General features: G+C 70.1%; 13 protein-coding genes. 5 read left to right on the top strand and 8 right to left on the bottom strand.

Annotated features, from left to right (window positions below):
• Positions 1-459: 459 nt before the first annotated feature.
• Positions 460-864, bottom strand: coding sequence for a type II toxin-antitoxin system PemK/MazF family toxin (locus P8T65_RS04995; RefSeq protein WP_316724175.1), 405 nt, complete (start codon positions 862-864; stop codon positions 460-462).
• Between the two features lie 133 nt (positions 865-997).
• Positions 998-1,180, bottom strand: coding sequence for a hypothetical protein (locus P8T65_RS47185; protein ID WP_399098347.1), 183 nt, complete (start codon positions 1,178-1,180; stop codon positions 998-1,000).
• A 72-nt stretch (positions 1,181-1,252) separates the two neighbouring features.
• On the opposite strand from P8T65_RS47185, the gene P8T65_RS04985 reads away from it, so the two are divergent.
• The 4 genes from P8T65_RS04985 to P8T65_RS04970 all read left to right on the top strand — a co-directional run bounded on the left by P8T65_RS04985 (position 1,253) and on the right by P8T65_RS04970 (position 4,183).
• Positions 1,253-1,648: a MerR family transcriptional regulator gene (locus P8T65_RS04985; protein WP_316731482.1), complete on the top strand. Its 396-nt coding sequence runs from the start codon at positions 1,253-1,255 to the stop codon at positions 1,646-1,648.
• A gap of 106 nt (positions 1,649-1,754) precedes the next feature.
• The gene (locus P8T65_RS04980; RefSeq protein ID WP_316724174.1) at positions 1,755-2,678 is read left to right on the top strand and encodes an NADP-dependent oxidoreductase; all 924 of its coding nucleotides are present in this window, start codon (positions 1,755-1,757) and stop codon (positions 2,676-2,678) included.
• A 194-nt stretch (positions 2,679-2,872) separates the two neighbouring features.
• Complete coding sequence (locus P8T65_RS04975; protein ID WP_316731481.1) at positions 2,873-3,412, top strand: GNAT family N-acetyltransferase; 540 nt, start codon at positions 2,873-2,875, stop codon at positions 3,410-3,412.
• 135 nt (positions 3,413-3,547) lie between these two features.
• Positions 3,548-4,183 carry a TetR/AcrR family transcriptional regulator gene (locus tag P8T65_RS04970; RefSeq protein WP_316724173.1) on the top strand — a complete coding sequence of 212 codons (636 nt, stop codon included), beginning with the start codon at positions 3,548-3,550 and terminating at the stop codon, positions 4,181-4,183.
• 2 nt (positions 4,184-4,185) lie between these two features.
• On the opposite strand, the gene P8T65_RS04965 is transcribed toward P8T65_RS04970, so the two are convergent.
• From P8T65_RS04965 to P8T65_RS04935, 6 genes are all read right to left on the bottom strand, one after another.
• Positions 4,186-4,368, bottom strand: coding sequence for a hypothetical protein (locus tag P8T65_RS04965; RefSeq protein ID WP_316724172.1), 183 nt, complete (start codon positions 4,366-4,368; stop codon positions 4,186-4,188).
• Positions 4,340-5,257, bottom strand: coding sequence for an LmeA family phospholipid-binding protein (locus tag P8T65_RS47180; RefSeq protein WP_399098344.1), 918 nt, complete (start codon positions 5,255-5,257; stop codon positions 4,340-4,342). Before P8T65_RS47180 ends, P8T65_RS04965 begins: the two co-directional genes overlap by 29 nt.
• 107 nt (positions 5,258-5,364) lie before the next feature.
• Positions 5,365-5,991: a helix-turn-helix domain-containing protein gene (locus tag P8T65_RS04950; protein WP_316724171.1), complete on the bottom strand. Its 627-nt coding sequence runs from the start codon at positions 5,989-5,991 to the stop codon at positions 5,365-5,367.
• 459 nt (positions 5,992-6,450) lie between these two features.
• On the bottom strand, positions 6,451-7,353 hold the full coding sequence (locus P8T65_RS04945) for a geranyl diphosphate 2-C-methyltransferase (RefSeq protein ID WP_316724170.1): 903 nt from the start codon (positions 7,351-7,353) through the stop codon (positions 6,451-6,453).
• Positions 7,354-7,373: 20 nt separating this feature from the next.
• Positions 7,374-8,732 (bottom strand): family 2 encapsulin nanocompartment cargo protein terpene cyclase, encoded by a 1,359-nt coding sequence (locus P8T65_RS04940; protein ID WP_316724169.1) that lies wholly within the window; start codon positions 8,730-8,732, stop codon positions 7,374-7,376.
• 172 nt (positions 8,733-8,904) lie between these two features.
• Positions 8,905-10,320 carry a family 2B encapsulin nanocompartment shell protein gene (locus tag P8T65_RS04935; protein ID WP_316724168.1) on the bottom strand — a complete coding sequence of 472 codons (1,416 nt, stop codon included), beginning with the start codon at positions 10,318-10,320 and terminating at the stop codon, positions 8,905-8,907.
• 398 nt (positions 10,321-10,718) lie between these two features.
• On the opposite strand from P8T65_RS04935, the gene P8T65_RS04930 reads away from it, so the two are divergent.
• Positions 10,719-12,512, top strand: coding sequence for a VanW family protein (locus P8T65_RS04930; protein WP_316731479.1), 1,794 nt, complete (start codon positions 10,719-10,721; stop codon positions 12,510-12,512).
• Positions 12,513-12,638 lie beyond the last annotated feature (126 nt).

Below are 12,638 nucleotides of genomic sequence, written 5' to 3'. Positions count from 1 at the left end.
CTCGTCCAGCCGACCGAGGAGGGGATGCCTGAGAGTTCCCTGGACGCGGAGTCCGGGGCGGCGGTATCCCTTCCGTGCCCGTCCAGCGGCCCGTCCACCGATGCCTTGACCGTCACGCGGTCGACGGCGGGTGCGCCGTCATGGAGCGATCACCGTAAAGTCGGCTGAAGACGAGGAAGTTCTCCGGCGAGAACAACCCGCGGAGGGAGAACGGCGGGCTCCAGAGAGCACTGGTCGATCTGCCACCGGGGTGGCCTTCGGCGAAGATGCCCGCGGATCACTCGGGAGGAGCACACGCGATACGCATGGCCCCACGGGAGCGTCCGAGCGCGTGATCGTCGGGCTCGGAAACGGTCGCGCGTGCGTTTCCAGGTGCCGTCAACGGCCCATCTCATCAGCCGTCTTGGGTGGTCCGGAACGGTCCAGCTCTGCGGGCAGCGGCGTCCGTCCCTTGACCGCTCACTCCAGTCCACCGAGGCGGAGGGCATCCTTCATCTCGCTGAGCTTCGCGGCTGCCGTCTCGGTCCATTCCTGCGGCTGTCCAGCAATGCGGAGGGCGTCCTCGATCTCGCTGAGCTTCACGGAGGACAGCACGCCTGCCCGCTCGATCAGGTCGTCCCGGGAGACGGTGGTCAGCCACGTGCACGGGGTGAAGCCTGGACGCGGGAGCGCGAACCGCAGCACGCCTTCGAAGGGCAGTCCTTCCGCGGCGCCGACGGCCACTTCCACGCCCAGACCACTGATGTCGACGCCCGCCGGAGCGACGACCTGCATCGCCCGGAACCGGGACGCCTCGTCTCCCGGCAGCAGCACGACCGGCCGTCGCTCATCAAACTCGACCCACCAGACTTCGCCGTGTCGCATATGTCCTCCTGGCGCGATCTGCGGTGAGGGGGCTGTGAAAACGGGCGCGGCCACCGTTGATCATCGGTGTGTGAAGACTGGAGATCATGCGGTGGCCGAAGGTCACAGCGTAGACCGGGCCGGCCGGCCGGAGTCATTCGAGGGCCTGATCCAGCGGATCGCGGGCCGCTTCGCGCGGGTCGAACCCCGGCGCCGGGTGCGGGACTTGTTCCTTGGGCTGCTCTCGGACCTGTCGTAAGAACAGCACCTGCTCGGGCGGGCAAAGTGGGACGCCGACCTGGTCCGCGACGGCCTGCGCGGCTACGTGCTGGAGCATCCGACGGATGGGCAGGCCATGCTCGTGGTGGACACGACCGGCGACCTGAAGAAGGGGCGTAGGCTCTCAAGGATGCGGATAGGCGAGTTGTCCAAGCGTACGGGCGTGAGTCCGCGCTCCCTGCGGTACTACGAAGAGCAGGGCCTGCCGACCAGTTCACGTTCCGACGCGGGACAGCGTCACTATTCCGATGCCACCGTCCAGCGCGTGTCGCTCATCCGACAGCTGTTCGACGCGGGTATGTCCAGCCGGGTGATCGCGACCGTGCTGCCGTGTGTGGACGTCCCGGGTGGCCTGGGCGTCGCCGAAGAGACGTTCACGGCGATGATGCGCGAGCGCGATCGGATCGACGCCGACATCGCGCACCTGATCGAGACCCGGGATGCACTCGACGTGCTGGTCAGGGCCAACAGTCGGCACCGGGCGGAGCTGTCCACGGGCCCGGAGCCGGTGGCGCGGACGGCCTGATGCTGTGATCTGCGTCTCAGTCGGTTGCCCTTTACGTCAATGTCAGAGGTGAGGATGACGACAACGCCCGGAATCACCGGGTCGGTCGTACGAGAGGCGGCGGAAGATGGGGCAGGCGTGGGGTTTCGACGGGTATGGCGGGCCCGAGGTGCAGGAGTTCTTCGATCGTCCGGACCCCGTCCCCGGTCGCGGCGAGGTGCTGATCCGGGTCGAGGTCGCCGGCGTGAATCCCCTCGACCATTTTCTGCGCTCAGGTCTGGTCGACGGGCTCGGCGGCGGGCGTCCGTTTCCCCGCGCGCTGGGCATGGAAGCAGCCGGAACCGTTCTCGCCCGAGGCGAGGACGTCGACGGGCTCGAGGTGGGTGACGCGGTCTTCGGCTTCGCGCTCACCGGTGGCGGCACCTACGCCGAGACGACGGTGCTGTCCGCGCCGAACACCGCACGCATCCCGGAGGGCCTGTCCGCGACCGTGGCGGCAACGCTGCCAGTGGCCGGGACGACCGCGGTGGACGTGCTCGACCAACTCGGTCTCCCGGCCGGTGCCACGGTCCTGGTCAACGGGGTCGGGGGCGGGGTCGGCCTCGCCGTCGCCAGGCTGGCTGTCGGGCGCGAGCTGAGTGTGATCGGCACCGGAAGTGCCGCCAAACGCGAGCACGCCGAGGCCATCGGGGTGCGGTTCATCGACTACACCGCCGAGGACGTCACCGCCGCGGCACGCGAGCTGGTTCCGGACGGCGTCGACGGGATCGTCGACCTGGTCGGAGGCGCCTCGCTGCGGACGGTCGCTCCGCTGGCCCGGGATCCCCGCAACGTCATCGCTGTGGGTGATATGTCTGTGCTCGATCTCGGTGGGCGTTTCGTCGAGCGTCGTGTCGACCGCGAGAACCTGGAGCGGTCGGCCCGGCTGGCCCTCGACGGAGTCCTCGCGCCCGTCATCACGGCCGTCCATCCGCTTTCCGACGCCCCGGCCGCCCTCGCCACCGTCGAGAACGGTCACACCTCGGGCAAGGTTGTCATCAAGGTGGCATGAGAAGTGCCCGGCTGCCTGACGCCGTCGACGGCCCGTTGCGCACCGACGAGAACCCGTGGGTCAGCGCGTCATCGACTGAGCACGTTCACCGGCACGTGGTTGAGCATGTTCAGGCGTACGCCGACACCCGGGCCGGTGGCTTGATCGGTCTGCGAGTCTTGATCGCTGCCGAGCGTGCTGATTGGCTGGCCGACATGACTGAGCTGGGACCCGTCGCCTGGCCCCCTGCGCCGATCAGGACCGAGAGGCTCGTGCTCCGTGAGTCCGAGGCCCGGGACCGTGCGGCGTTCATCGAGCTGCACGCCTCGCCGGAGGTGCACACCTACCTCGGCGGCCCGCGCCCGCGTGACGAGCTGGAGCGCGAGATGCCCGAGGTGCCCGGGCGGCGGCCGGGGATTTTCGTTGTTGATCTTGATGGGGTGATGGTCGGCCAGGTCCTGCTCAGGAGAGCACCGGAGCACAGCCGCCCGGTTGCTGCGGGGAAGGTCGATCTCGGCTACCTGTTCCTGCCGTGTGTGTGGGGATTCGGATACGCCGCCGAGGCGTGCGCTGCGGCACTCGACTGGTTCGACGGCGTCCTTCCCGGCGAACCGCTGGTGCTCCACACCCAGACTGCCAACGTCGGCTCGATGGGCCTCGCGGCGAAACTGGGGTTCACCGAGGTGGAGCGGTTCCATGCCTGGGATGCCGAGCAGTGGCTGGGCATGCGGCCCGCTGTCATGTCCGCTGATTGAGCTCGTGCTCGACAGTTCTGTGGTCTCGTCCTGACCGCGCAGCGGTCACGACGAGACCGAGCGGTGCAACTTGGCAGGAAATGATGAGTTCATCAGGACTGTGATCCCCGTCGTCCCGGCGGTTAGACTCTGCGCATGTCTACGTCAGCCCTTCCCGGCAACCGGTTCGAGCGGCGTCGCGCGGAGACCCGCAGGGCTCTTGTGCGAGCGGCCCGGCAGATACTCGCCGAGAGCGGTGACACCAGCGCGAGCATCCAGGCGATCGCCGAGCGCGCGGACGTGGGCTTCGGCTCCTTCTACAACCACTTCGACTCCAAGGCGGAGTTGTTCGAGACGGCGGTGGTGGACGCCCTGGAGGAGTTCGGCCAGGCCTTCGACGAGCGTCTGGCGGGGATCGACGACCCGGCGGAGCTGGTCGCAGCGGGCTTCCGGCTCAGCGCCCGGATGGCCGACTCGCACCCGGAGCTGATGCAGGTCCTGCGCCACCGCGGCCTCGGGTACATCCACTCGGACAACGGGCTGGCCCGACGCGCCTTGCGTGATCTGCAGGTCGGCATCGCCTCCGGCCGCTTCACCACTCCCGACCCGGTGGTCGCCCTGTCAGCACTGGGCGGAACCCTGCTGTCCCTGGTGGAGCTGCGGTTCACCCACCCCGAGGTGGACGGCGACGAGGCCGCGGTGCATCTCGCCGAGATGGTCATGCGCATGCTGGGCCTGTCGGCGGACGAGGCCCACGAGGTCGCCCGGCGCCCCTTGCCCGGCCTGGACTGACCTCACCCGGACGACGAGTCCGGGCGGAACGTGAGCGAGCTGCCCGTGAAGCGGGCGTCGATCCCGTCCTCGGTGGTGGTGACCGACCGCAGACGGAGCCCTCCGGGCACGTTCTGCAGCGGAACGGGCTCGTCCAGGGCCTTGTCGAGCAGGCTTTCAGCGGGGGGCGGGGGGAAGCAGTTCACTCTGCTCCGCACGTACATCCGTGAAGCCGACGCGATTGCCGTTCGCCGCCGAGACCGCCGCGCTCACGGTCACATCGCCGACGAGCGGCAGACTCGCGGTCGCGTCGATCCGGCCGGACTCGTCACCCTGCGACACCTGCACGCCGAGCGCGCTCGACACGTCCGCGTGGGACAGGTGGGCGGTCGCCCGAACACTCCGGGCGTGTGCCTCGCCGGCGCTCCCCGAGGTCCTCGGCCCGTCCATCCCGACCGTAAGCCTCGTCACCGGCAGGGGCCGTGTCGTGCTGTTCGCGGGGATGTCGTGGGCGGTGAGGTCGACGTGATCCAGACGTCCCTCGGCGAGCTGGGGCAGCACAGGGAAGCCGCTGACGTGAACCGATGGGCGATCGACGGTTCCCATGCCGTCCTGAAAAGGCCTTGGCCGTACGACTCCCGCGCGACCCGCGGCGATCCGGTCGACCGCGACGGCGCCGATCAGCAACGCCCCCAAGGACGCGGTGTGATGATCGGACGCCGCCTCGTCCGGGTCGGGGCACTCACATACCTGCGCGGACTGGTAGCGGTACGCGGGGGCCTTCGTCAGGGCCCGCAGGACGATCGCGTCGACCCGCGGGCCGACCTCGGGATGGTGGAGACTCGGCGGTTGCGGTTCCTCCCCCATCGCCTGCTCCGGGGAGAGGTACCGCGCGGCGCCGATTACCAACTGCGCCCCGTAGAAGAGGTGTTCACCCGTGTCGTAGACGGGGGCGATGGCCGGGTGGTTGAGCGAAGCGATGGACTGGGCCTCCCGCCGGAACCGCTCCTGGAGTGCCGGATCGTGGGCGAGGTCGGTGCGCGGTGTCTTCACCGTGACGCCCCGGTCGAGCCGGAGATCGTGCGCGAGATGCACCTCGGCCGTGCCTCCGGAGCCGAGCAGAAGCCGCAGTTCCGTACCTGTCGCCGAGGACCGCCACCGGCGCGTTTGCGCCGGGGTCGCGTCGAACTGTGTGTGCGGCCTCAGCCCTCGGCGGCGGCCACTTCGTCGACGACGATCCGCGCACGCTTCTCCGGCACACCGGCCGCGATGAGCGTGGTGACGGCAACCCGGGTGCCGTCCTCCTCCAGCGCCCCGGCGTTGACTTCTTCCAGGAGGGCGACCGTCATCGCCTCCAGGCCGGCGCTCAGCACCGGCGCCGGCAGGTGGGAGTGGAAGACGCCGTCCCGCTGTCCCCGCTCCACGATGGCCGTGACCCTGACCCGGGCGGGCTCCAGGATCCCGGCGACACGGTCCATGCCGAGGTCCCGTCGAGCCAGCGCCAGGAGCATCCGATAGCGATCGCCCACGGGCCACAGCGACAACGTGAAGTGTGCGAGCGCCCGATCGGCCGGTTCCGTCGCCCCCGCCCCGACCGCAACGGCGGCCTGAAGCGCCTCCGAGGCCTCGTCGGCCAGAGCCTCGAGCAGCGCCGCCCGTCCGGGGAAGTGCCCGAACAGGGTGCGCCGTACGACACCGGAGGCGCGGGCCAGCTCCTCCAGGGTGATGTCGGGATTCCGCCCCAGCTCCTGACGCGCGGTGGCCAGGATGCGCGCCCGGTTGGACCGTGCGTTACGTCGCTGGGGCACACGGCCGACGGGCTGGGACACGGCGGAACCTCGAAGAAACCGGGACGGAGAACGGACTTCTCCATTCTGGCACGCGGATCCCGACCGATCCGCGGCCGCATCCTGAAGCCCAGCGGGCGGTGGGCCTCCAGGGCGTGCCAGGGCTGAAGGAGAGCACGTACGTCGTCGGCGTAGCGGCGGCGGGCGTCGCTGCAGGCGTCCTGTGCGGGAAGGCGCAGCACGGCCACGGTCCGGTGCGGTGACAGTTCCGCGGCAGCCCTGATCATCTCGTTCCGTACATGATCGCCCGGACAGGACCTGGTTGTTGCGGGTCAGGACGTTGTCGACCGTGGGAGCGCTACGCGGGGCCGGTGGCGGTCAGGCCCGTGTGCTGCGGCTGTTGCGCTGCTTGTGGCGCGCTCTGCGACATCGGCGGGGCCGCGGCGATGACTATCGCGGGGCCGTCCGTAGGGAAAACGGGTTCGGCCCCGCGAGGGTGGGTCATACGCGGTCGGCGGCGATCAGGACGTATTGGAAGGAGCCGTCCCGGTAGGACTCGATGAACGCCTCCTCGATCCCCGTGACCAGGGAGGACGTGGCCCGCAGCTCCCAGTAGGGCAGCGTCTGCGGGGTGAGGTCGATGATCGTGTGCGGTACCAGCCGGTTGTCGGACATGGCGCGCAGGTACTCACGGCGGGAGTGGATGTTGCACTCGAAGTGGGCGTTGATCTGCGAGACCCACTTCGACGGCTGGCCGTAACGGGGGTTCCAGCAGCCGGTGATGGTCACGTACCGCCCGCCCGGCCTCAGGATGCGGGAGTGCTCGGCGAACAGATCGTGGAGGTCGACGTACATGGTCGACTCGTTGTTCCACGAGGCCGCGATGCTGCCCTTCTCGAACGGCGTGTCCAGCATGTTGCACACGCGGGAGCGGACGTGGTCCTCGATACGCAGTTCCCGCGCGCGCCTGTTGCCGAATTCGGCCTGGGTGGCCGACAGCGTGACGCCCTCGACCTTGCTGCCGAAGCGACGGTGGGCCATGACCATGGACCCGCCGCGCCCGCAGCCGGCGTCGACGAGGGTGTCTTCGGGGCCGACGGTGCCGAGGTGGTCCATGAGGAACTCCGCCTGGGCCGACTCCAGTCGGTGCAGCTCCGCGATGAGCTTCTTCTCGTACTCGCTGTCCGCCGGGTCCCCGAGCGCGGCATGGTCGACGGCGCCGATGCCGTAGTGGTGGTGGTAAAGGCCGTCCACGTCACCGAGTCGGAGGTTGACGGGGCGCGCCTCGTTGTTCCAGTAACGGGCGATGTCCTCCTGGTACGGGGTCGCCGGGGCCGGGATCTTCGCGGTGGCCGTGGTGGTGACGGTGGCGGAGGAAGGGGTGGAGGTCGTTTCAGTGGTCATAGACATATCCGTTCTTCTCATTACCAGAAATCGGGCAGGCTGTAGCGGTAGGTATTGGTGCGGTGCCAGTCGTGGTTTCCGTCGACCCAGGCGGCCACGCCTTTGAGGAAACGCAGCACGGTCGGCACGGGGCAGGCCTGCGCGAGTTCCGCCGCGGCGGCCTCGAAGGCGTGCTGGAGTTCGTTGTGGACCTCGACGGCCTTCAGATAGGCGTCTCGCTCGGAGAGCCGCTCGCGTTCCGCCAGCACCACCGGCAGGTTCAGGTGATGGCCCGGGCTGTCGAGTTCCTTGGTGTACGAGTAGAGGTCGTTGACGATGGTGGTCGCGTTGCCGGCCAGGGCGATGACCCGTTGCATGTCCGGCCGGGCGTGCAGGTCCGCGGGCAGTTCGTAGCCGCCGACGGAGTCGGTGATCGTGGGGCAGGGGCGGAAGTTGTTGAACTGGCGCATCGCCAGGTACTCCCACACCTCCGGAACGTGACCGGTCTGCGCCCAGGCGGCCTCGGCGAGGTAGCCCATGTGCAGCCGGGCCATGTCGTGCCGGTAGCGGTCGGCCTGGGAGGGCGTGGCAGCGCGGACGAAGTAGTCCATCGCGCTGTCGTACGCCCGGCGTGGGGCGTCCGAGGCGAGGGATTCCTGCCACGCCGGCGCGTACTCCGCGGTGGTGTGGAAGTGGTCGAGCGCGGTGTGCGCGAGGAGGAGGCGCCCGCCGAGACCGACGGGCGACCCGCCGTGGTCCTCGCAGTAGCAGTCGTCCACCGCGTTCTCCGCGACCATCAGCCGCGTGGCGAGCATCAGGTGGTCGACGGTGGGGGCGTCCGGGTGGCAGCCGACCATGTAACGGCCGACGGAGAAACCGTCGAACTGCCCCTCCCACTCCTCGGGATAGAGCTGGACCTCGTCCTCGGCCCAGCGCTTGATCCGGCGGCTCACCTCCTCGACGCGTGCGGGATCGGGCTCCGGGACGGGGTGGTGGTAGAGGCCGGGGACCGCGCGCCCCTCGGCGGACGGAGCGGGTGCCGGGGGCTGCGGATGCGGGAGTGGCGGGCCGTACCGTCCGGCCACGGCGAGCGAGGCCGTGCCCGGCCCGGTCGGCCCCCGTAGGACCGCCCGGAGGGCGGAGCCGGGGTCGGCCGCCGTCGTGGCAGGCACCTCCGGTACGGCGCCGGCGGGCGCCGGAGCCGGGGAGGGCGGAGACACTGGCGTCGGCGGTGGCGGGGAGGGAAGCGTGACCGGCGGGTGCAGTGATGCCAGAAAGCCGGAGGGGGTCGGTGCGACCGGAGGGTCCGTGACCACCGGGACGGGGGCGTCCGGCACAGCTGTGGGCGGTGACGGCCGCTGCTCAGGGGGTGATGATCCGAGGGGCCCGGAGTCGGGCATCGGTGGCTCCTTGCTGCGGTGGGGTGGGTGCTCCGACTTGCGGGCGTATGGGCGCGAGGGCATGCGGGTGATGGGCGTATGGGCGTGCGGGCGTATGGGGGCGTACGGCGGCCGGACGCGGGCGGGGTGGGCGTAGAACCGCGGACGGGCGTGGACCGGCGTGGAACCGGACTCAGCGCGGCCCGGCCGCGATCTGGACGTTCTCCAGCACGCCGAGGGCGTCGGGCAGCAGCACCGCGGCGGAGAAGTAGGTGCTGACGAGGTAGGAGATGATCGCCTGTTCGTTGATGCCCATGAACCGCACGGAGAGGCCCTCTTCGTACTCGTCCGGGAGCCCGGTCTGCCGCAGGCCGATGACGCCCTGGTTCTTCTCACCCGTGCGCATCGCGATGATGGAGCTCGTCTGCTCCTTGCTGATCGGGATCTTGCCGCAGGGCAGGATGGGCACTCCGCGCCAGGCGGGCACGGACTGCCCGCCGAGGTCGACGTGGTCGGGGTGCAGACCGCAGGCGTTCAGGCCGCGCCCGATGGCGGCGATCGTCCTGGGGTGGGCGAGGAACAGTTTGGTGCCGCGCCGTCGGCAGAGCAGGTTGTCCATGTCGTCCGGCGTCGGCGGGCCGGAGCGGGGCTGGACGCGCTGCTTGAAGTCGGCGTTGTGGAGCAGCCCGAACTCACGGTTGTTGATCAGCTCGTGTTCCTGACGTTCCCTCAGTGCCTCGACAGTGAGCCTGAGTTGCTCCTCGCTCTGGTTCATCGGACCGTTGTAGAGGTCACCGACCCGGGTGTGGATGCGCAAAATCGTCTGTGCGACGGAGAGTTCGTACTCGCGCGGCTCCAGTTCGTAGTCGACGAAGGTGCCCGGCAGGTCCGCCTCGCCGACGTGACCGGCCGACATCGCGATCTCGGCCTCACCGTGCTTGTTCTGCCGCCGTCGCGCGCGGGAGCCGAACGTGTCGACGTGGGTCCGGAGGTGGGGCGCGGAGTCCTGGACGGCGGCGAAGTCGGCACGGGAGAGGGTGAGGAGGGTGCCCGCGGTCTCGGCGGTGAACGTGCTGTCGTGGCGGACATCGGAGTCCGTCAGCGCCTTCTCGCCGAAGTGGTCGCCGTCCGCGAGCACCTCGACGGCGACCTCTTCGCCGTACCTGCCCTCGGAGGTCCGGCTGATCCGGCCGTGGGCGATCAGCTGGATCCCGTCTGCGGGGCTGCCGCGCTCGGCGAGGACTTCGCCCGCCGCGAAGTCGCGCTGTGCGCAGCGGTCGGCGAGTGCGGTGAGGACGTCCGTGTCGTCGAATCCGCGCAGAAGGGCCAGCTCGCCGAGTTCCCGGGGGATCACCCGGACCGTGGCGCCCTCCTGGACGAACTCGACGCGCCCGTCGCCGAGGGTGTGGCGCAGCCGTCGGTTGACCCGGTAGGTGCCGCCTGCGGCCTCCACCCAGGGCAGCATCCGCAGCAACCAGCGGGAGGTGATCTCCTGCATCTGCGGAGCGGACTTGGTGGTGGTGGCGAGATTGCGGGCGGCGGCGGTGCTCAGGGACTGCCGTGGCGCGTCGGGTGGGGTCCGAGCTTCCGGGACGCTGTCGACGGACATCGGGGGCTTTCTCCTTGCGCGACGGGTCGTCCGGCGCACACGGGTGCGCCGACCGGGAGACAGGGAGGGGCGGGCAACGAACGGGACGGATCACGGCGAATCCGTTCACCTGCGAAAAACCTAGCTCCCGGATCGGCAGCAGCCACCGGACGGACGAGATGCTTACCTCGAAGCAGTGACAATCAGTGCGAGGGTGTTTATCGCTCCGTGATGTGTCTTCGTTGCGACGGAGGGTGGGTGGCCCGGGCCGGGTCCAGGAAAGGTGCGCGTGATCTGCGACATATGATCCGATCGCACGTTATGGGTAGCTTGAGGTGCTTGCCCCGTCCGCGGCGGTGTGCCGCCGAGCCCACCGCCCGCCGCCCTCAGATCCCCGGCCCGGGAGACCCATGCGCCCCATGCGCCCTCGAATAGCCTCCGTACCGCCCCTCGCCCTGGCGGGCGGTGCGCTGACTGTCGGTGTCGGCGGCCTGTATCTGGCCGGCCTGCTCGTCATGGGGGGTGAGATCGAGGCGGGTACGACCGTGAGCGGCGTGGACATCGGGGGGCTCAGCCGCACGGAAGCCATCCGCAAGCTGGACGACCGTCTCACGGCGGCCGGCTCGCGGCAGCTGCCCGTGAAGGTCGGCGACCGCGGCGCGACCCTCGACCCCCGGCAGGCCGGACTCGCCTTCGACGTCGAGCGGACCGTCGACCGGGCGGCGCGCACCGCCGGCGACCCGGTCGGCCTGATCGGCGGTCTCTTCCGTACGGGCGGCGACATCGAGCCGGTCGTACGCGTGGACGAGAGCAAGGCCCGCGCCGCTCTCGGGAAGCTGGCGAGGACCCTCGACCAGCGGGCCCGCGACGGGGCCGTGACCTTCGAGGACGGCCGGGTCGAGCAGGTCGCTCCGCACCGGGGCTACGCACTGGACGTGGACGATGCGGTCGGCACCCTGCGGACCTCGTTCCTGCGCGGCGCGGCGGACCCGGTCGGCGCGGCGGACCCGCCCACGGCACTGCCCGCACGTGTGACCGAGCCGAAGGTGGAGGCGGCGGAGGTGCGGCGGGCGGTGCGCGAGTTCGCGCGGCCGGCCATGTCGGCGCCCGTCACCCTCACCGCGGGCGGCAGCCGGTTCACGGTCGCCCCCGCCGTCGTGGGCCGGCACCTGACGATGCGGCCGGACGACTCCGGCAAGCTGGTCCCGAAGCTCGACGGCAAGGGCCTGCGCTCCGCCCCGCCCGTGGCGGGCCCCCTGGCCGGCGTCACCGCCACGGCAGAGAACGCCGTACTGGGGCTGGACGGTGACCGGGTCGTGGCGGCGAAGGACGCCCGGCCCGGCGCAGAGGTCACCGACCAGGCGCTGAGCGGCGCCGTGCTGCCGCTGCTCACCGAGACGGGCGCGGCCCGTACCGGGGAAGTGGCCGTACGGCGGATCCAGCCGGACGTGACCCGGGAGAACGCGGCGCGGCTGGGCCTGACGGAGAAGATGTCGTCCTTCACCGTGAACTTCGAGAAGGCCCCGTACCGCACGAAGAACATCGGCCGGGCCGCCGAACTCATCAACGGCTCCCTCGTCAGACCCGACGAGACCTGGAGCTTCAACCGCACCGTGGGGCAGCGCACCGAGGCCAACGGCTTCGTCGAGGGCGTCATGATCCTCGACGACCAGTTCAGGAAGGCAGCCGGCGGCGGTGTCTCCGCCGTGGCCACGACCATGTTCAACGCGATGTTCTTCGCGGGGGTCGAGCCGGTGGAGTACGGCGCCCACTCCTTCTACATCGAGCGCTACCCGGAGGGCCGCGAGGCGACGGTCGCCTGGGGAAGCCTCGACCTCAGGTTCACCAACGACTCCGGCAAGGCCCTCTACATCCAGGCCGAGTCCACCGACACCTCGGTGACCGTCACGTTCCTCGGCACCCGGAAGTACGACGAGATCAAGTCGGTGAAGGGCCCCCGGACCGACGTGAAGCCGCCGGCCAAGAAGGTCAGCACCGACGAGAAGTGCGTGCCGCAGACGCCGCTCGAAGGGTTCGACGTCACCGTCGAGCGGGTCTTCTACGACGCCGGCAAGGAAGTGAAGCGGGAGCCCTTCCGCACCCACTACACCCCGCGCGACGAGATCACCTGCGAAGTCCCTGAGAAGAAGGAAGCCCAGGAGAAGGAAGCCCAGGAGAAGAAACCGGAGGACGACCGGCCCGACAACGGATAGGCGAGGGCTGGCCTGACGACGGGAGGGGCGTCCGTGGTGGCCTGAAAGCGGATGCGTTGGCGGCCGGCCTGAGGGGGCGGGTGGTGGCGGTCGGCCTGAGAACGGGGACCGGCGGCCGCCCCCCCC

It is taken from the genome of Streptomyces sp. 11x1, assembly GCF_032598905.1.
In the GTDB taxonomy this organism is placed as follows: Bacteria; Actinomycetota; Actinomycetes; order Streptomycetales; family Streptomycetaceae; genus Streptomyces.
Note: the sequence above shows the minus strand (reverse complement) of the source record. Positions and strands in the feature narration are given on the sequence as shown.

Bases quoted from the DNA above. Each gene is read 5' to 3' on its own strand.
- P8T65_RS04940 (WP_316724169.1), bottom strand. From the start codon at position 8,732: ATGCCCGACTCCGGGCCCCTCGGATCATCACCCCCTGAGCAGCGGCCG.
- P8T65_RS04945 (WP_316724170.1), bottom strand. From the start codon at position 7,353: ATGACCACTGAAACGACCTCCACCCCTTCCTCCGCCACCGTCACCACC.
- P8T65_RS04975 (WP_316731481.1), top strand. From the start codon at position 2,873: ATGACTGAGCTGGGACCCGTCGCCTGGCCCCCTGCGCCGATCAGGACC.
- P8T65_RS04985 (WP_316731482.1), top strand. From the start codon at position 1,253: ATGCGGATAGGCGAGTTGTCCAAGCGTACGGGCGTGAGTCCGCGCTCC.
- P8T65_RS04980 (WP_316724174.1), top strand. From the start codon at position 1,755: ATGGGGCAGGCGTGGGGTTTCGACGGGTATGGCGGGCCCGAGGTGCAG.
- P8T65_RS04935 (WP_316724168.1), bottom strand. From the start codon at position 10,320: ATGTCCGTCGACAGCGTCCCGGAAGCTCGGACCCCACCCGACGCGCCA.
- P8T65_RS47185 (WP_399098347.1), bottom strand. From the start codon at position 1,180: ATGCTCCAGCACGTAGCCGCGCAGGCCGTCGCGGACCAGGTCGGCGTC.
- P8T65_RS04995 (WP_316724175.1), bottom strand. From the start codon at position 864: ATGCGACACGGCGAAGTCTGGTGGGTCGAGTTTGATGAGCGACGGCCG.
- P8T65_RS04970 (WP_316724173.1), top strand. From the start codon at position 3,548: ATGTCTACGTCAGCCCTTCCCGGCAACCGGTTCGAGCGGCGTCGCGCG.
- P8T65_RS04930 (WP_316731479.1), top strand. From the start codon at position 10,719: ATGCGCCCTCGAATAGCCTCCGTACCGCCCCTCGCCCTGGCGGGCGGT.